This window comes from Ruegeria sp. HKCCD7221, assembly GCF_013031225.1.
Taxonomy (GTDB): domain Bacteria; phylum Pseudomonadota; class Alphaproteobacteria; order Rhodobacterales; family Rhodobacteraceae; genus Ruegeria.
In genome coordinates this window covers 85,719-104,224 of the sequence record NZ_WPZE01000009.1, presented here as the reverse complement: position 1 = coordinate 104,224, position 18,506 = coordinate 85,719, and the positions used below count along the sequence as shown (strand labels likewise).

Genomic DNA, 18,506 nt, shown 5'->3' with positions numbered 1-18,506 from the left:
CGAACGACATGGCAGACTTCCATCAGAACGGAAATATAACGACGCTGCACAATTTGCGCAGCAGACCCAGTGGTCACCTGTCACATGAGATTTCGGTCTTTGCACAGACCCGCAAGATCACCCTGATCCTTCCGTGTCTTTATTCCGAGCTGGAGGGGCCGGCCCTCGCTGGTATCCTCAAGGAACTGTCGCAGGTCCCGTATCTTCACCGCGTCATCATCGGCCTGGACCAAGCGGATGAAGAGCAGTACCGCAAAGCCCGTGCGTTCTTTGCAGACTTGCCGCAAAACCACGCTGTTATCTGGAATGACAGCCCTCGTCTGACGCATCTTCAGGAACATCTGAAAGCCTTGGGCCTTGCGCCGCAGGAACCCGGCAAGGGTAAGAATGTCTGGTCTTGTATCGGCTATCTTCTGGCCTGCGCGGACAGTTCCGTTATGGCGATTCACGATTGCGACATTGTCACGTATAACCGCGAGATGCTGGATCGGCTGGTTTATCCGGTGGTCAACCCGACCTTTCCGTTTCAGATGGCCAAAGGGTTTTACCCCCGTATCGGGTCTGGCAAGCTGAACGGTCGTGTGACGCGTCTTCTGGTCAGTCCGCTGCTGATCGCGTTGAAAAAGGTAATCGGGGACCGGGATTACCTCGATTATCTGCGCAGCTTCCGCTATCCACTGTCGGGTGAGTTTGCAATTCGCACCCCTACCCTGCCCGATTTGCGCATTCCTTCCGACTGGGGGCTTGAGATCGGAGTGCTGTCCGAAGCGTGGCGAAATCTGGCCCCGAAATCCGTCTGTCAGGTCGAAATTGCCGACAATTATGACCACAAACATCAGGAGCTGTCCCCCGAGGACGCAAATCGTGGCCTGTCGCGCATGTCCACCGATATCTGCAAGGCGATCTTCCGCAAACTGGCCGCCGACGGCACGGTGTTCACGCCCAATACCTTCCGTACACTCAAGGCGACCTATTACCGCTCGGCGCTGGACTTGCTCGAAGGGTATTACACCGACGCCAAGATGAATGGGTTGGAATTGGACCGCCACAAGGAAGAGAAATCCATCGAACTGTTCGCCGAAAATATCATTCGCGCCGGGCAGGTGTTTCTGGACAACCCGCACGAGACGCCGTTCATCCCCACATGGAATAGGGTCCATTCGGCTGATCCTGAATTCCTGCTGCGCCTCAAGGCGGCGGTGTCCGACGATCTGGACGAATTCAGCCCGCGTTCGTGATCCAGCGGCACTGATACGGGGCCAGCACAATATCGGGGCCGTTGGTGGCCAGGATTTCTCCCGTCAGGGCGTCCGTCCAGGTTTCCTCGGCAATCATGTTGATCTCGGCAGGGTTGACGTGGACCTGCTCGGCCGAGACGTTATGCAGCGCAAAGATCGACTGGCTGCGATCCAGACTTTGCCGCCAGATGCCAAAGACGCGATCATCCAACCGCAGGGTGAATTGCGTGGCGTTCGGGTGAAAGGCCGCCTGTTGCGACCGCAGGCGCAGACGTTTGGACAATTCGGACAGCACCAGCGCCTGATTTGACCCCGGATCGGCCAGCCTTGCCAGCAGGTCAGGGTAATGCCAGCGATGCCGGTTGATTGCCCGGTTCATGCCCCGCCGCGCAACAGCCTCGTGATCATTGGGTGTGGCCAGCAGGGAATGGATGTAAAAGGCCGGTATCCCTTCCAAAGACATCACGATGGTCTGTGAACAGATGAACCGCGCCAGATGGTACTGATCGGGGCCTTGAAATGTCTCGGCCATGGCTTCGAAATAGCCGCAGTTCAACTCATAGGGTTCTTCGCGCCCATCAGGCAGCGCGCGCATCGAAACCAGCCCGCCAATGCGGCGCACCGTGTCGATCATGCGCTCTTTTTCGTCGGGCGGCAGCAATCCCTCGGCCGGACGCATCCCGATCCCATCGTGGCTGGCGGTGAAATTCAGATACGCGCAGCCCAACTGGGCCGGAGGCATCGCGGCTTGCCATTCGCTCAAATATTGCGCTGTGCCTGACTGCATTGCGTGCAAGATCAAAGGGGGCAGCGGGAAATTGTAAACGGCGTGCGCCTCGTTCCGGTTGCCGAAGTAACTCAGATTCTCGGTCCGCGGGACGTTTGTTTCGGTCAGCAGTACAAGTGTTTCAGCTGCATAGTCGCACAGCAACCTGAGAAGCTGCACGATCGCATGGGTTTGTGGCAAGTGAATGCAGTTGGTGCCGATTTCCTTCCAGATGAAAGCCACCGCATCCAGTCGCAATATCCGCACGCCTTTGTCGATATGCAGACGGATAATCCGCAACATCTCGACCAAAACCTCGGGGTTCGAGAAATCCAGATCGACCTGATCGTGGCTGAACGTGCACCAGACGTATTTCTCACCCTCGCTGGTATCCACTTGCCGCAGCAACGGCGTGGTGCGGGGGCGCACAACCTCGGACAGATCATCTTCGGGTGACGCTTCAAAAAAGAACCGGTCGTGCGGGGATTTGCCCTGAAGGTAGTTGGTGAACCACGCGCCCTGGCTTGAGACATGATTCAACACGAGATCGGACATCAGATGAAAATCGTCCGCGATACGCGTGATATCCGTCCAGTCACCAAGCTGAGTGCTGACGCTATAGTAATCGGAAACAGCGAACCCGTCGTCCGAAGTGAAGGGAAAAAACGGCAAGATGTGAACGCCGTTGACCACCCCGGTCAGGTGTCGAACGAGAAAATCGTGTAACAGGTCCAGGGGTTTGTGCACCTGATCTTCAATCGAGTTACCATAGGTTATCAGGACGCTGTCGTTCTCTGACCACAACTTATTGCCGGGTTTGCGGCCTTGTTTGCGCCTGTGCGTATTGGACGGCCAAAAGGCATCGGATACCTGTCGCGCCAATTCCGATTGATCATGGTCAGGGTAGATCTGAACAAGCAGGTCAATCAGGCGTCGGGAGAAGCTGGTATTATCACTGGTCAAGAGTCACAGGCCCTTCGCTGCATCCGCCTGATGGTTTTCCAGAACGGTCAGCCTGTCAAACCGAACGGCGGTTCTTTGACTCAACCTGCACCACCTTGCACATTTTTTGGACATGTAACCGGTGACAGAAGGCTCACACAGCGTAGCGGGTCATGAACATATCAACTGCCTGCCGCGCCACTTCGTCGATTTCAGACTGGGAAAAGCTATTCTGAATGCCAAATGCGGCACGGGCCCAGATGCGCACTTTACAAAGCTCTGAGAATTGTTCCGCGGCGACCTGCAAATCGTCGATGGCAAGCTCGCCTTGATTAACGGCCTTCCTAAAGTACTCCACCAAGTGCCGGACGCCGTTTTGCGGACCGGCCTCATAAAATGCTTGACCCAATTCCGGGAACCTGTCGCGTTCGGCCACGCAAATGCGGAAAACCTGCTGCGCAAACTCGGATACCAGAAAAGTAGTTAGTTGGGTTGCAGCTACAGTCAGCACCTCGCGCACTGGTTTGGAATCGTCGATCATCGACAAGACGTTTTCGGCCATCCGGCTGCATTCGGTATGCGCAACCTCCATGAACAAAAGGCGTTTGTCAGGAAAGTAGCTGTACAAGGTCGCCTTTGAGACACCGGCCGCGCGTGCGATATCGTCCACACTTGCGCCTTCGAAACCATCCGCCATGAATACTTCACGGGCACCGCGTACCACTTGATCGAATTTGCGACCTGTACGCAGGATGGTGGCTGACTCGGGCATTGTTTCTCCTTGGCTGCAGGTTCCAAGTTTATAAACCGTTCAGTTCAGATTCAACGATTCTCGCAGAAACACCCTTGGGTGAACTACCGGACCCGCTTTGGGCAAGCGGGCTTGCCGCCAGTTCAAACCGTGCTAACACTCTGGCCATGGTCGATATCTTTCTGCGCACACTTCCTTTCTTTGCGATCATCGGCCTTGGATATTGGGCCGGGCGCAGCCGTTTTTTCTCGGAAGATGCAACAGCGTATCTAACAAAATTTGTCTTCTTTTTTGCGTTGTCGGCGATGCTGTTCAGATTTGCCGCCACGCTTCCGTTTGCTGAAATCTTCAATGCGAAGCTGGTGCTGGGATACCTTCTGGGCACCTTCGCCGTCTATGCGCTGGCAACATTCGTTGCCTGGATCAGGGGCTTGGACATCCCCACTTCGGCGGTCGAAGCACAGTGTGCCGCCATTGGCAATGTTGGTTTTTTGGGCTTGCCGATGCTGGCGCTTCTGTTCACCGAGGCCGCAATCGGGCCGGTTATGTTGGTCCTCACAGTGGATCTTGTCGTCTTTTCGTCGTTGATCGTCATCTTGATCAACGGAGGGCGGGATGGGCGGCTGACCCCGTCTACGTTTCGGTTGATTGCTGTCGGGCTGATAAAGAACCCCATGATCGTTTCGATCTCGGCCGGGATGCTGTGGTCTGCGTTTCAAGTCCCGGTCCCAGTACCACTGAACGACTTTCTGACAATTTTGGGTGGTGCCGCGACGCCCGGAGCCCTGTTTGCAATTGGCGCGTCATTGGCCAGCAAGTCGGCGGAACGCGTGCAAATCGCGGGTTGGCTCAGCTTTTGCAAACTGGTGGTACATCCTGCCTGTGTTGCAATCGTCCTGATTTGGGTGATCCCTGTCGCTACATTTCCTGCGTCAATAGCCATCGCTGCAGCCGCTCTGCCGGTCGCGGGCAACGTTTATATGCTGGCCGCACATTACGGCGTTGCGCCGCACAGGGCATCGGCGGCGATCCTTCTTTCTACTGCCGCAAGTATTCTGACTGTACCCGTCGTGATTGCGTGGGTGGGAACGCTTTAGTTTTCTGCGCTTCGAATTATCCCCTTAACCCGTCGCGCACAGGCTTTACGCAGCGGCTTGGTAAGGGTAGCCATGGCCCGAACCTAACGTAAGGACACGAGCCAGATGGAAACCCTTTCGGAAAACGCCTGTTTCGGGGGCGTGCAAGGCGTCTATCGCCATACCTCCTCCGCGTGTAACTGCGACATGACGTTTGGCTTGTTCTTGCCCGCCGAAGCAAAAGACGGACCCGTCCCTGTACTGTGGTATCTGTCCGGGCTTACATGCACCCATGAAAACGCAATGACAAAGGCCGGGGCGCAGGCGTGGGCGGCTGAACAGGGAATTGCGGTCGTGTTTCCCGATACTTCGCCGCGCGGTGAAGGCGTGGCTGATCACGAGGATTACGATCTGGGTCAGGGCGCCGGGTTTTATGTCAACGCGACGCAAACCCCATGGGCCCCCCACTTTAACATGTGGGATTATGTGGCCGAGGAACTGCCCGCGCTGCTGGCAGAACATTTCGCGATTGATATGGATCGTCAGGCCATCACTGGGCATTCCATGGGTGGCCATGGTGCGCTGACGCTGGCGATGAACTTGCCGGGGCGGTACCGTTCAGTTTCGGCCTTTGCGCCGATCTCGAATCCGACGGGGGCGGATTGGGGCCGCAAACAACTGGCCGCCTATCTAGGGGATGATGAGGGCGCCTGGGCCAAGCATGATGCCTCGCTGATGATGAAGGAAAAGGGTTTTGACGGACCTGTCCTGATCGACACCGGGGCCAGTGACCAGTTCATCGACCTGCTGCGCCCCGAGGCGCTGGCAGAAGCCATTGCAGAGCGTCGCCAGCAGGCCACCTATCGCCTTCAGCCGGGCTATGATCATTCGTATTTCTTTGTATCGACCTTCATGGAAGATCACATCACCTTTCACGCAGAGGCGCTGTACGGAGACTGAGGCATGAGCGACTTTGATTACGACCTGATCATCATCGGGTCTGGCCCCTCGGGGCGGTCGGCAGCGATTCAGGCGGGTAAGCTGAAACGCCGGGTGCTGGTGATCGACCGAAAGGATAGGTTCGGCGGCGTGTCAGTACATACCGGTACGATCCCGTCAAAAACCCTGCGTGAAACGGTTCTGAACCTGTCGGGCTGGCGCGAGCGCAGCTTTTATGGCCGCTCGTACCGGGTGAAGGATCAGATTCGCGCCGACGACCTCAAGGCGCGTCTGCACATGACGCTGGATCATGAAGTTGACGTTCTGGAACATCAGTTCAACCGAAACCACGTGGAAACCCTGAATGGGCTGGCGCGATTTGTCGGCCCGCATGAGGTTGAGGTTGCGACCGACGCTGGTGACACGACCCGCCTGACCGCCGCAAAGTTTCTGATCGCGACCGGGACCAAAACTTACCGCCCCGACTATGTGCCATTTAATGGCAAGACCGTGGTCGATGGGGATGACTTTCTTGAAATGGCCGAAATCCCAAGGTCGCTTTGCGTGATTGGCGCGGGTGTGATTGGGGTGGAATATGCCACCATGTTTTCGGCGCTGGACGTGCGGGTTACGCTGATCGAACCGCGCGACACGTTTCTGGATTTCATCGACAGCCGCCTGATCCACGATTTCACTCACCAGATCCGCGAGAACGGCGTGGACCTGCGTCTGGGTTCTGCGGTCGAAAAGATCGAAGACGCAGGCGGCCATGTCGAGGTGACATTGGCCAATGGGCGTCACGTGCGGTCCGAGATGCTGCTATTTGCGGCTGGCCGAATGGGTGCGACTTCGGCCCTGAACTTGTCTGCTGTGGGGCTTGAGACAGACCACCGCAACCGGATTAATGTGGACCGCAAAACCTATCAGACTGCCGTGCCGCATATCTATGCGACGGGCGACGTGATCGGGCATCCTTCGCTGGCATCGACATCGCTGCAGCAGGGCCGCGTCGCCGCGTGTCACGCATTGGAGACCCCTACCCTTCCGGAAAGCCCGTGGTATCCCTATGGCATCTATTCCGTGCCCGAGATTTCCACCTGCGGCATGTCCGAGGAAGAACTGCAGGAGCGCGGCATCCCATACGAGGTCGGCGTGGCGCGATTCCGCGAAACCTCTCGCGGGCATATCATGGGCTTGGAACATGGTATGCTGAAGATGCTGTTCTCGCTAAAAACCCGGCGGGTTCTTGGCGTGCAGATTGTCGGCGAAGGCGCGACCGAACTGATCCACATCGCGCAGGCGGTGCTGAACCTAAAGGGAACGGTGGATTACTTCGTACAGAATACGTTCAACTATCCGACGCTGGCCGAGGCGTACAAAATCGCAGGTCTAGATGCTTTCAACCGAATGCCCATTCCGGATGAGTTCAAGGTGCGCAAGACATCAGCCGAAAAAAAGGCGAAGAAGGCGTGACGACGCTGTTCATCGACGCCGACGCCTGTCCGGTTAAAGCCGAGGCTGAACGCGTCGCTACGCGGCACAAGGTGCAGATGGCTCTTGTCTCCAATGGCGGCTTGCGGCCTTCGGCCAATCCACTGGTGCAAGTTGTTATCGTATCTGAGGGTGCGGATGAGGCCGATAAGTGGATCGCTGAACGTTGTGGCGCAGGCGATGTGGTTGTCACGTCTGATATCCCGCTTGCCGCGAAATGTGTTGAGGCTGGCGCGCGCGTATTACGCCCCAACGGCGAAGCGCTCACCGCAGCCAATATTGGACAACAACTGGCTATGCGTGACCTGATGGCAGACCTTCGCGCCGCCAATCCGCTTGGTGCTGGCGGTGGCGGCAAACCCTTTGGCAAAGCCGACAGATCGCGGTTTCTGGACGTGCTGGAACGGGAATTGAGGGCAGCGCAAAAAGCATAGTCCTCGCGCCGGGGGGCGTTTTGCGCTGAGGTTGGGTCTTGTCAATCGGCGCCTGGCTTGATTCAGTCGGCGCCGACATAAACTTTCAGAACAGGTGTGCCCATGGCGGTTGAAGCCGTAGTTTTTGACATCGGAAATGTTCTTATCGAATGGCAGCCCGAACGTTACTACGACAAGGTGATCGGCGAAGACCGTCGCCGGGCCATGTTTGAAGAAGTCGATCTACATGGAATGAACGACCTTGTGGATCAAGGACATCACTTCACGGACACGATCTATGACTGGGCCGAGAAATACCCCAAGTGGCGCGAAGAAATCCGGATGTGGCACGATAAGTGGATCGAACTGGCTGCGCCCGAAATTCCGCATTCGGTCCGTTTACAGCGTGCTTTGCGGGGAAAAGGCGTGCCAGTTTTTGCTCTGACCAATTTTGGAGTACAGAATTTTGACTATGCGACAACGGTCTACCCATTTCTGAACGAGTTCGACAGGCACTATGTTTCGGGAAGGCTGCAAGCGGTCAAACCGCACGTCCCTATCTACCAAATGGTCGAAGAAGACTGCGGCCTTTCACTCGATACTTTGTTGTTTACCGACGATCGCCTTGAAAACATTGAAACGGCGCATTCACGTGGATGGCAGACGCACCACTTTGAGGGCGCGCAGGGGTGGGCTGACCGCCTTGTCAAAGAAGGGCTGTTGAAGCCCGAAGAAGCCGTCTAGCTCAGGCGGGGACTGCATCCCTGTTTTCACGTATAGGCAGGTGAACGATTGCGCTGAATGCCCCGATTGCGACCCCAATCCACCAAACCAGCGTGTAATCGCCATATTGGTCATAAAGGCGTCCCCCAAGCCAAATACCCAGAAAACTGCCAAGCTGGTGGCTGAAAAAGATAATCCCGTAAAGGGTGCCCATGTAGCGCAGACCGTAAAGATGCGCGACCAGACCCGAGGTCAGCGGCACGGTTGCCAGCCAAAGCGATCCCATGACCAACGAAAAGACAACCACGGAAAGTGGTGTGATCGGAAAGATGATGAAGGCTGCTGCCGCAAAAGTTCGCGCGGTGTAGACGGACGCCAGAAGGTATTTCTTGGGATAGCGACTTCCGGCCCATCCCGCCAGCAAGGTCCCTCCGATATTCGCCAGACCAATCAAAGAGATGGACACGGCCCCCAGCGCCGATGTCGTTGTGATGCCAATGGAATGCAAAATACCCCCCGGCATGATCGGGCCGCACATCTCGGTCACGAAGGCAGGGAAATGGGCTGTCACAAACCCAAGCTGATACCCGCAGCTAAAGAACCCAAGAAAAATGAGGGTGTAGGAAGGATCGCGAAGGGCCCGCCCCAATATTTCCCCCATGCTTTCCTGTAATTCTGCCTTCGACACCGTTTGCGGTGCCCGCATGAAAGGCAGCGTCAAAATCAATGCAAGAATCGCGATGGCGAAGACTATAAATACCTGCTGCCAAGGAAGAAATGTCAGCATCCATTCGGCTGCCGGAGCACCAATTATCTGCCCACAACTGCCGGCGGCGGTTACCAAGGCAAGAGACATTGACCGGTTTTCATCCGAAGAGGCACGACCAACGACGGCAAGCACAAGGCCAAATCCCGTCCCGGCAATGCCGAACCCAACAAGCCATGCATACATCTGATGTTCAAGCGGCGTCACCGACCACGCTGACAGTACCATGCCAGCGGCATAAGTCAGTGCCCCCAACACGATGGCACGCCGGTCGCCAGTTTTTTCCGCAATAGCGCCAAATATGGGCTGTCCGATTCCCCATGCCAGATTCTGAATCGCGATAGCCATCGAAAAATCTGTGCGCAGCCATCCGAACTCTTGTTCAATCGGGATCTGGAACACACCAAATGACGCGCGCACGGCGAAACTGACCGTCACGATAATACAACCGACGATCAGGATAGGATTCAGAAGGCGCGGTGGCTGGGGCATTGAAACCTCATGACATTGGAAGGCAGACGCTAAATCAAAATTTAGTCCGGTCAATTCAGAAGTTTTGGGGCCGTAGATAAGCAAAATTGATGCAGGGCAGGTCTGGCTGCTTTTCAATGCGCGATGCAGAGGGTATGCCTCGGGCTATGACGGATTTGATTTCGCTTTATGAGGCTCGCGTCGCAGATGAAACCCTCACACGGGATGACGCGCAAGAGGCAGTTCTACCGCATTTTGAACGCATCCGCTCAGCGTTGGCGAAACCGGTAAAGCGCGGTTTGTTTCGCAAGCCACCCCCGCCGCCTAAAGGATTATATCTGTGGGGCGGCGTTGGGCGCGGCAAGTCCATGTTGATGGACATGTTCGTCGACGCCCTTGACGGTATCCCGGCAAGACGCGTGCATTTTCATGCTTTCATGCAGGAAATTCATGCCGGTATGCACAAGGCCAGAAACGACGGTGTTGAAGATGCCTTGGCCCCAGTTGCGGACGCCGTCGTCAAGTCGGTTCGGTTGCTGGCATTTGATGAAATGCAGATCACGGATATCACGGATGCCATGATCGTTGGGCGTCTGTTCGATCTGCTGCACGCAGGTGGGGTTGTCGTGATCACGACGTCGAACCGTCACCCTGACGACTTGTACAAGGATGGTTTGAACCGGCAACTCTTCCTGCCATTCATTGCCCATATCAAGGAACAGCTGCAGGTGTGGGAGCTGATCTCGCCAACGGATTATCGCCAAAACCGTTTGGAAGGTGCGCCTGTCTATTTCTCACCCATTGGACCTGAAGCACGGCAGAACATCCGCTCGGTCTGGAACGACCTGTCCGGCGGCGTTGCAGATCCGCTGATACTGCAGGTCAATGGCCGTGCGGTCGAGTTACCTGAGTTTCGGAATGGCGTTGCGCGGGCCAGCTTCTATGATCTTTGCGGCCGGATGCTGGGACCTGCGGATTATCTTGCCATCGCAGAGGCGGTCAAGGTTCTGGTGCTAGAGGATATCCCCCGTCTGTCGCGGAACAACTTTAACGAAGCCAAGCGCTTTGTGACGTTGATTGATGCGTTGTACGAGGCCAAAGTGCGGCTGATCTGCTCGGCAGCGGCTGAGCCGGAGATGCTGTATGTCGAAGGTGAAGGCACCTTTGAATTTGAGCGTACCGCGTCACGTCTGCGGGAAATGCAGGATCAGGATTGGGGGAATTAGGGGGGCTCTGCCCCCGCCGCGGCAAGCCGCGCCTCCCCCGGGATATTTTTTGGCCAGGTGAAGTATCAGGCGTTTTCGCGCAGGACGTTCCCAGCCAGATAGAGGGAACCGCAGATCAGGACGCGAGCCTGAGGATCATTGCCGACAATGGACTGAAGGGCATCTGTGACGCTGTCTGCAGTGGTCGATGCCAGTCCTACCTGGGCGGCGGCGGCGGCGGTTTCATCCGCGCTAAGGGTTGCGGCCTCGCCCGGAATTGAAACGGCCGTCAGGCTTTGGCACTGATTGGCCAAGGGCTTTAGGTACCCGGTTACATCTTTTGTGTTCAGCATGCCGCAGATCATATGCGTTGGGCGTGACGGAAGTTTCGCAAGCACATCCGCAAGCGCAACACCCGCGGCGGCGTTGTGACCGCCATCCAGCCATAGTTCAGCATCTTGGGCTTGCTCGACCAAGGGACCCGACTTTAACCGTTGCATCCGTGCGGGCCATTCGGCCTTTGTTACTGCGGCCTCATACGCGTCGTCACCCAGATCCAAATGACGCATGACGGCAAGGGCCGCGCCTGCGTTCTGAATCTGGTGCGCGCCCAGGAGGTTCGGCAGTGGCAGGTCACGGAGAGCTGTTTCGTCCTGATACACGAGACGCCCGTTTTCTTCGACGACATGCCAGTGCTGGCCATGAATCAACAGGGGTGCGCCAAGGCGAGCGGCGGTGTATTCAATCACCTCCAGCGCTTCATCTTGTTGCGGCCCAACGATACAAGGGACTCCGGGTTTGATGATGCCCGCCTTCTCGGCCGCTATTTTTCCAAGGGTATTCCCCAGAAACTGTTCATGGTCGATGGATACAGGGGTGATTACTGTGACCGCAGGATTGTGCACGACGTTTGTTGCGTCCAGACGTCCACCCAAGCCGACTTCGAGCAGGGTGTAATCCGCAGGCGTGCGTGCAAATGCTAGCAGCGCGGCGCAGGTTGTTATTTCAAAATACGTGATGTTATCGCCGTTATTCGCGGCGTAACACTCGTCCAGTACTTCGGTAAGTGCAGGTTCAGAAATCAATTCTCCGGCGAGGCGGATGCGTTCGTGAAACCGTGCCAGGTGAGGTGAGGTATAGGCATGGGCCTTAAGACCTGCCCCTTCCAACCCGGCGCGGATCATGGCCAGGGTCGACCCCTTGCCATTTGTTCCGGCAATATGGATGACGGGCGGTAGTTTTTCCTGCGGATAGTCCAATGCGGCCAGCAAACGCCATACGCGGTCCAAGGTCAGGTCAATGATCTTGGGGTGAAGCGCCATCATCCGTTCGAGGATGAGGTCCGACGACTGAGGGGTCATTTCTCTTGTGCAGTGTCAGCCGGATCGCCGGGCTGTGCTTCTTCAGGTTTGGGGGCTGGAAGGTCACCTTTGACCGCAGGAGGTTGATTCATCAACATCCGCGTGATGGTGATCAGTTCCTCACGCATTTCTGTACGCTTGGTTACCCGGTCCAACATCCCATGATCCAAAAGGTATTCCGCGCGCTGGAACCCTTCGGGCAGCTTTTCGCGAATTGTTTGTTCAATAACGCGCGGCCCGGCAAAACAGATCAGAGCGTTGGGTTCTGAGATATGCACGTCGCCCAGCATCGCATATGATGCCGTAACCCCGCCGGTCGTCGGATGGGTCAGCACGACAATGTAAGGCAGGTTGGCTTCCTTGAGCATTTCAACTGCCACCGTTGTACGCGGCATTTGCATCAGGCTTAGTATGCCTTCCTGCATCCGTGCGCCACCCGCAGCCGAGAACAGGATCAGCGGGCGCTTGAGTTTTACGGCCTCTTGCGCGGCGGCAATGATGGCGTTGCCGACATACATGCCCATCGACCCACCCATGAAGGAAAAGTCTTGTGCGGCGGCAATAATCGGCGTGCGTCCGATTTCACCCTTGGCAACAAGCATCGCTTCTTTTTCGCCCGACTTTTTCTGGGCCGCCTTCATGCGATCGGGATATTTTTTCTGATCCCGAAACTGCAGCGGGTCGTCTTTGGGGGCGGGAACGTCTACCTCGGTGAAGATTCCGCCATCAAAAAGATGCTTGAATCGGTCCCGCGGCGTGATCGCCATGTGATGGTCGCACTGGGTACAGACATTTTGGTTTTCCGCCAGCTCGCGGTGAAACAGCATCGTCCCGCATTCGTTGCATTTGTGCCAAAGGTTTTCGGGCACTTCCCGACGCGAGAAGATCGAGTTGATCCGGGGGCGGACGTAATTTGTGATCCAGTTCATATCGGAACCTTGCTAGTGCGGCTTTGAGGTCAAATAAGACGCTGCGGAAAGAAATGCAATCAACGCCTGAGCGCAAGGCGTGCTGTCAGCCAGCCGACGATCATGACGGCGAAGTCTACATATAACCATCCGCGCACCATATCCGTGTCGGACATGTCATAGGGCAGAATGAAAAGGGCCAGGCCGCTCAAGTTGTCTGGCAACGAGATCAGCAGCAGCGCAATAAGGTTATTGAAGAAATGCAAGGCGATAGCCGGACCCAGTGTGCCGGACCGCGCCGTGAGGTCAGCCGCAAGCAGGCCGAACATGCAAGACCACAACGCAATCAGCCCCGCATTGTCCCCTGCAGCAGCCGGCGCGTAGTGGCCGAGGGCAAATAACAGGGACGGTAGTCCCATCCAAATGATGGGGGACTGGAACCGAGCTGCAAGGCTTTGTTGTATGTACCCGCGAAACAGCACTTCCTCGGCGCTGGTTTGAATCAGTACCGCTAGCAGCGACAGCGGCAACAGCATTAACCACGTGGAGAGACCCAGATTAGGGGTCAACGGAGCCCCCATGTCATAGGGTGGCAGGACTGCGACCACCAAACCAAGGATCAGCAGCGCGCGAAACACAACCCAGAATTGGCGCGCACTTCTTCGAAATGAGCCAAGAACAGAACCCAGCGACCTATTTTGAAGTCGCCGAACCGCCATCCTGACGCCTAGCGTGACGAAGCCAAAACTAGACAATAAAATAATCATCGCCAGCGGTGTAGACCCTGTCAAAAACCCTTCGGCCACCGCATTTGACCCAAAGCCCACAACCACGCTGAATAGAACGAGGTTCAGTACGGTGACCACAACAGCGACCAAGCCCAAGCCGACAAGCAGGCGCCAAAGCTCGGGCTTTGGGCGCGCTTCGGCAACCAGACCTTCATGTGCGGCGTAGTACGCTGGGCGGGGTTCAGACACGGTCACTTTCACCTTCTGCTAGGTCAAACTCTTCCCAGAATTCGGTTGAATCTTTGGTGGCGTTTATTTGATCTGCCAGAGAATTCAGATAACCCGCAACGGTTTCAAGCAATTGAACGGCTACACCTGCATCGCTTTCGACGACTGCGCGAAATTCCTCCGCACCGATTCGAAGGAACGAACAGTCGCTTACCGCGACCAGATTCAACTGCCTTGGATCGTTGGTTATGATTGATAGATCTCCGATCAACCGGCCCGGCCCGACCGTTGAAATCGGACGGGAACCGCCGCCGTCTTCGGGCCATTCAAGACTGGCCTCACCGGAAATGCAAAGATACGCCGCATCCGGCGCTTGCCCGTGTGAGAATATCACTTGCCCGGCTGCTACATCATACCATTGCGCCGAAAACGCCAACAGGCGCTGGTTTTTGGCATCTATTCCGGCGAACAGTTCGGTCGATGAAATGATCTTCAGCTTGTGGCCCAGATCGCCGACAACGCTGGCGTCTTCCTCGGCGGTCGCTTTCGAGACACCGTCGATGCGCCCATCTTTGATCTCGACGAACAGGTCATAGGCTTCGGGATGGGCAAAGCTGTCCTCCATGAAGATCATGATCGAATCCGGCAACAACTCGCGCAGCTTCAGTCGCGTGCGCAGGCGGCTTTCGGAATCGTGGCTGGCCAGTGCCTTGTCGAGGATCAGCACGTCGGGGCGCTTGATCCCCGCACGCGAGAAAGCGGCCCTTTCCTGGAAGACCGTCGGCAAGTTGTTTCCACCCAAGCCGGATGGCAGGTCATAGATGATGGCCGCTGCACGGCGACGTAAACCGGCCTCGTTCATGGCTTCGGCAACAACATCCTCAATGTCATCCGCGTGGGCCCCTGCCGTCAGCGAAATCCGACCAAACAGGGCATTCTCCATAGCCGTCATGCGCCCGATATAGGCATCAGGGTCTACGGGGATGAACATTCCATCCATTGATGTTCTCAACCGTTCAGCCTGATTGCTTCGGATCGAAAGGATCTTTTCTTTGTATTCATCCGGGAAATCCGGGCCGATCTGCTCGGCCGTCAACAGGAAAGGGACCGTTAGCAGCAATGCGCGCTCGCGTTCGCTGATCGCGTCGTCGCCCTTGGCAATGCGCCGTTCCTCGATATCCAGCAGCCGATAGTACATCTCCTTGGTCATACCAAGGCGCAGGAACAGCGGGTGGTCTGTCCCGTCGCGCCCGAACGTGCGGTTCAGTGTCTTGAGAACCGCGCTTGAGATACCCATCGCGTCATCGTCCAACTCATGCGCGCGCAGCATGGACATGAACCGTCCGTCACCGGCCAGAATATCCGGAGAAATTTCCCGCGACGGAGCCGCATAAAGCAGGTTGCCGCCCAAGGGAACGGCTGGATTGAACCGATCCGGGTCGAACCGGTAAACATAGCGATCCAACCCTCTTTCCCGAAGTCGCTCGGCAACCAATTCGCGTAAACCCACGATGTCACGCGCAAGTGTCGGGTGCTGAACCGGGTCAAACTGGCTGCGCAACGTGCGGCGGAACATGAACTCGTCAATGCCCATCGCTTCAACAAGTTGGAACCACCAATCGCGGATTTCTTCGGCATCTTCCAGACCGGCCAGTCCGGGATCAATCCAGTCATCAGACAAGGAATCCACTGGGTTTCCGGCGCGTTCCGCTTCGATCTGCCATCGGCTAGGGGCCTTTTTTGCGTCTTCCTCATGCTGAGGATGGGTTCGCAGCGGCATAAGCAGGTTGTCCCCCAGCGTGCCATCAAACAGGTAAGGGCGAGAATACGCATATCCGATCCGCGCCGCGATCACAGCCTGATGCAAGCCCTGAAGATCGCGCCCTGCTATGACGACATCCCCCTGAACCGGCAAAATTTCCCGAGTCAGCAATTGTGCCAAAGCGCTGCGTTCGGCCGCGTTTGATGACTTGATGGCCACACGGGCACCCTTGGGTATGGTCAAGTCGATGTCTTCCAGGACCGTCTTTCCGTCACCATCGCGAACGGTGATGTTCTGAAGCTGAATCGCGCCCGTGAGATGAGGAATGGTCTCGGGTTCGCCCAAAAACAACTCTTCGGGGATCATGTTGTCAGGCGCAAAACGCTCGGTCACAACTTCCCACCGCAGCGACATGTCCTGCACCTGATTGTAATAGGTCAGCAGGTCTTTCCACGGGCCGCTGAGATCCTTGTAAGCTCCCAATGCGGCGACAAGCGCGCCCACAGTCACCTCGCCCTTGATCGCAAGATACCCGCCTACTGAATAGAACAGGAACGGCGTGATCTGCGTGATCAGGTTGTTGAGGAACTTCATGAAGAACTTCTTGTTGTAGATCTTGAAACGGATCTCGAACAAGGTTCCCAAACGGTGACTGAACTGTGCCAGGCGATACCGCCAGCCGCCATTCGCACGAAGATCACTGATCCCTGCCGCGCTTTCGCCGATCTCGGAACTCAGTCTGCGCACTTCCTGAATGCGATCTTTGTTCAGAAGGTTGATCTGCCGCTGCAGTTTGGGGATTAGCCAGGCCTGCAGCGGGATTAGTGCGATACTGGCCAAACCAAACCAGACGCTTTGCATGAACAGAAAAGTGACAATAGTCATCATCTGACCAAACTGAAACACCGGCTGTGCGATGGCGTCGCCCATCAGCCCACCCATCGGCTCGGCCTCGGATGTGATCATGGATACCAGCTCACCCTGACTGGTGGTGGCAAAATAGGACTTGGGAAACCGCATGGTACGATGGATCAGCGTAAAGCGCAGGCGGCGCAGCATCCGTTCGGCCAGCACGCCCTTCATTGTGTTGATCCGCATCTTCATCAATCCGCTGGCAATTACAGTCGCCAGAAACGCAACGCAGAGGATCAAAAGGTATTGCACCTGCGTGAACGTCACGCCCATTACCGTCACGCTATCACTGGGCGCACCGATGGCATCGTTGATGATCTGCTTTGGCAGTTCGAGCGAGGCATAAAGAAACGGAAACGAGAATACAGTCAGAACCAGCAACACAAGCTGTTGTTTCTTTGAATATTTCCAGATGAATGAAAAAAGAGTGGGTTCCATGCCCCGGCCTTGTATCAAAAATTGGTATGCAGTTTTTCGGATGATCCACAGCAATCAGGTGCCGGACGGTACGCATAGACCCGGTTGATTGCAAGAACGCCGCCTGACGTATCAGAACGCCACCGGACTGCCCAGCCCAAAGCGTAATGGCGTTTCGCGAAAATTAATCCTGTTTGTTCGAATTCCGCTTTATCCTGATCGCTGTCTTTGACTAAAGAGAAGTACCTTCAGGCGATAGGATTATGGGCAGACTTCTGGATCGCTATATACACCGCAAAGTTCTTGCGCGTTGGCGTCAGGCTGCACAGTCTGCATCAGACGCCGCGCCCGCGACTTTGCGCGCACAACGAGACGAGGCGCGCAGGCTGCGCGGTCACCTCGACCACTTGATTCACGAAGCAGACGGTCAACTGATGCGCCCGCTGATTGGCTCGTCTCAGTTTCCTAAGCCGCTGGGAACAGATTGGTACTGGCGGCCGGATCTTTGGCGGGGACCGCTGCCGCGTTCCGGTGTGGCATCGGCCCCTCGTAAAGTCACGGTGGATCAGCATGTGTCTTTGTTCCATGACTGCCGTTTGTCCGAGATTGGAATCCGTCAAACGCGAAACACGCGGGACGCCGACCTTGCCGCATTTGGACTGAGCCTTGAGGTATTCGGTTTCACCGGATCATTCCTGTCCCTGACCGTTGATTTGCCTGTTGAGGCCACGCAAGGATTCAGCAAACAACATCTGGTGCGCGTTGACGTGCATGCCGAGGCAGAGCGTCCATCAAGCATCATGGCGCGGCTGAATATCCAGCACGGAGCAAATACCGATCAGGTCCTGCGTCCGCTTGACATATCCCACACCTCCAGCGTGGCAGATTTCGATCTTGCGCATTTACCTTTGAATGAACGGCGCATTGATAAGGTTTGGCTGGACTTGATCATGGACAATCCCGCAATGAACCGCATCATTCTGCGCGACCTGACCTTCTGCCGCCACTTCCGTGCCGATTTGTGAGTTACTTGGATATGACACCCCCTATTCTGACGCCCATCCGACTGGAAAACGGCATCTGGCACGGGCACCTTTCAGCAGAAACGGAACCTCGGATCGAAGTTCGGTATCTGGGGCGAGAACTGGATGGTGTTGCCTTGTCTCCGACCAAAGGCGGATGGGCTCTGAGCGTAGAAGTCCCCACCGAAGCCTTGTCCGACGGGGTCCACAGTTTTCTGATCGTGGACCGGGAAACGTCACAGAAACTTGCTGATTTCACTGTGATCGCTGGAACGGCGGCGGCTGACGACATAAGAGCCGAGGTCAACTTGCTGCGCGCCGAACTGGATATGTTGAAGCGCGCTTTCCGCCGAGTACAGACGTCGGGCGACTAGGCAATCGACCCCC

The 18,506-nt window shown here is 56.3% G+C and carries 16 protein-coding genes; 9 read left to right on the top strand and 7 right to left on the bottom strand.

Annotated features, from left to right (window positions below; translation table 11 throughout):
- Positions 1–8: 8 nt before the first annotated feature.
- The gene (locus GOX73_RS17900; RefSeq protein ID WP_171126793.1) at positions 9–1,238 is read left to right on the top strand and encodes a glycosyl transferase; all 1,230 of its coding nucleotides are present in this window, start codon (positions 9–11) and stop codon (positions 1,236–1,238) included.
- Here the strand turns inward: GOX73_RS17900 and GOX73_RS17895 are convergent.
- On the bottom strand, positions 1,222–2,967 hold the full coding sequence (locus GOX73_RS17895) for a sugar phosphorylase (RefSeq protein WP_171126792.1): 1,746 nt from the start codon (positions 2,965–2,967) through the stop codon (positions 1,222–1,224). The two genes, GOX73_RS17900 and GOX73_RS17895, sit on opposite strands and share 17 nt — an antisense overlap.
- Before the next feature lie 133 nt (positions 2,968–3,100).
- Positions 3,101–3,718, bottom strand: a complete 618-nt coding sequence (locus tag GOX73_RS17890; protein ID WP_171126791.1) for a TetR/AcrR family transcriptional regulator — start codon at positions 3,716–3,718, stop codon at positions 3,101–3,103.
- A gap of 146 nt (positions 3,719–3,864) precedes the next feature.
- Between GOX73_RS17890 and GOX73_RS17885 the strand changes: the two genes are divergently transcribed.
- The 5 genes from GOX73_RS17885 to GOX73_RS17865 all read left to right on the top strand — a co-directional run bounded on the left by GOX73_RS17885 (position 3,865) and on the right by GOX73_RS17865 (position 8,360).
- Entirely contained in the window at positions 3,865–4,794 is a 930-nt protein-coding gene (locus tag GOX73_RS17885) for an AEC family transporter (protein ID WP_171135051.1), read from the top strand.
- A 105-nt stretch (positions 4,795–4,899) separates the two neighbouring features.
- Complete coding sequence (fghA, locus tag GOX73_RS17880) at positions 4,900–5,733, top strand: S-formylglutathione hydrolase (RefSeq protein WP_171126790.1); 834 nt, start codon at positions 4,900–4,902, stop codon at positions 5,731–5,733.
- Between the two features lie 3 nt (positions 5,734–5,736).
- The gene (gene sthA / locus GOX73_RS17875) at positions 5,737–7,185 is read left to right on the top strand and encodes a Si-specific NAD(P)(+) transhydrogenase (protein ID WP_171125686.1); all 1,449 of its coding nucleotides are present in this window, start codon (positions 5,737–5,739) and stop codon (positions 7,183–7,185) included.
- Positions 7,182–7,637, top strand: a complete 456-nt coding sequence (locus GOX73_RS17870; RefSeq protein WP_171126789.1) for a YaiI/YqxD family protein — start codon at positions 7,182–7,184, stop codon at positions 7,635–7,637. Before sthA ends, GOX73_RS17870 begins: the two co-directional genes overlap by 4 nt.
- A gap of 102 nt (positions 7,638–7,739) precedes the next feature.
- Entirely contained in the window at positions 7,740–8,360 is a 621-nt protein-coding gene (locus GOX73_RS17865; RefSeq protein ID WP_171126788.1) for an HAD family phosphatase, read from the top strand.
- Between the two features lies 1 nt (position 8,361).
- On the opposite strand, the gene GOX73_RS17860 is transcribed toward GOX73_RS17865, so the two are convergent.
- Positions 8,362–9,597 carry an MFS transporter gene (locus GOX73_RS17860; RefSeq protein WP_171126787.1) on the bottom strand — a complete coding sequence of 412 codons (1,236 nt, stop codon included), beginning with the start codon at positions 9,595–9,597 and terminating at the stop codon, positions 8,362–8,364.
- Between the two features lie 146 nt (positions 9,598–9,743).
- Here GOX73_RS17860 and zapE point away from each other — a divergent pair, with 146 nt between their 5' ends.
- On the top strand, positions 9,744–10,802 hold the full coding sequence (zapE, locus tag GOX73_RS17855) for a cell division protein ZapE (protein WP_171126786.1): 1,059 nt from the start codon (positions 9,744–9,746) through the stop codon (positions 10,800–10,802).
- Between the two features lie 65 nt (positions 10,803–10,867).
- Here the strand turns inward: zapE and GOX73_RS17850 are convergent, their stop codons facing one another.
- Genes GOX73_RS17850 through GOX73_RS17835 form a run of 4 tightly spaced genes read right to left on the bottom strand, consistent with a single transcriptional unit; the run spans position 10,868 to position 17,118 of the window.
- On the bottom strand, positions 10,868–12,142 hold the full coding sequence (locus tag GOX73_RS17850; protein WP_171126785.1) for a folylpolyglutamate synthase/dihydrofolate synthase family protein: 1,275 nt from the start codon (positions 12,140–12,142) through the stop codon (positions 10,868–10,870).
- A complete protein-coding gene (accD, locus tag GOX73_RS17845; protein WP_171126784.1) occupies positions 12,139–13,071 on the bottom strand; it encodes an acetyl-CoA carboxylase, carboxyltransferase subunit beta in 933 nt (310 codons plus the stop codon). The genes GOX73_RS17850 and accD overlap by 4 nt, the downstream gene beginning before the upstream one ends.
- 59 nt (positions 13,072–13,130) lie before the next feature.
- Entirely contained in the window at positions 13,131–14,027 is an 897-nt protein-coding gene (locus tag GOX73_RS17840; protein WP_171126783.1) for a type II CAAX endopeptidase family protein, read from the bottom strand.
- Positions 14,020–17,118 carry an ABC transporter transmembrane domain-containing protein gene (locus tag GOX73_RS17835; RefSeq protein WP_171126782.1) on the bottom strand — a complete coding sequence of 1,033 codons (3,099 nt, stop codon included), beginning with the start codon at positions 17,116–17,118 and terminating at the stop codon, positions 14,020–14,022. Before GOX73_RS17835 ends, GOX73_RS17840 begins: the two co-directional genes overlap by 8 nt.
- A 242-nt stretch (positions 17,119–17,360) precedes the next feature.
- Between GOX73_RS17835 and GOX73_RS17830 the strand changes: the two genes are divergently transcribed.
- Positions 17,361–18,122, top strand: coding sequence for a DUF6478 family protein (locus GOX73_RS17830; RefSeq protein WP_171126781.1), 762 nt, complete (start codon positions 17,361–17,363; stop codon positions 18,120–18,122).
- Positions 18,123–18,133: 11 nt separating this feature from the next.
- The gene (locus GOX73_RS17825; RefSeq protein ID WP_171126780.1) at positions 18,134–18,493 is read left to right on the top strand and encodes a hypothetical protein; all 360 of its coding nucleotides are present in this window, start codon (positions 18,134–18,136) and stop codon (positions 18,491–18,493) included.
- Positions 18,494–18,506 lie beyond the last annotated feature (13 nt).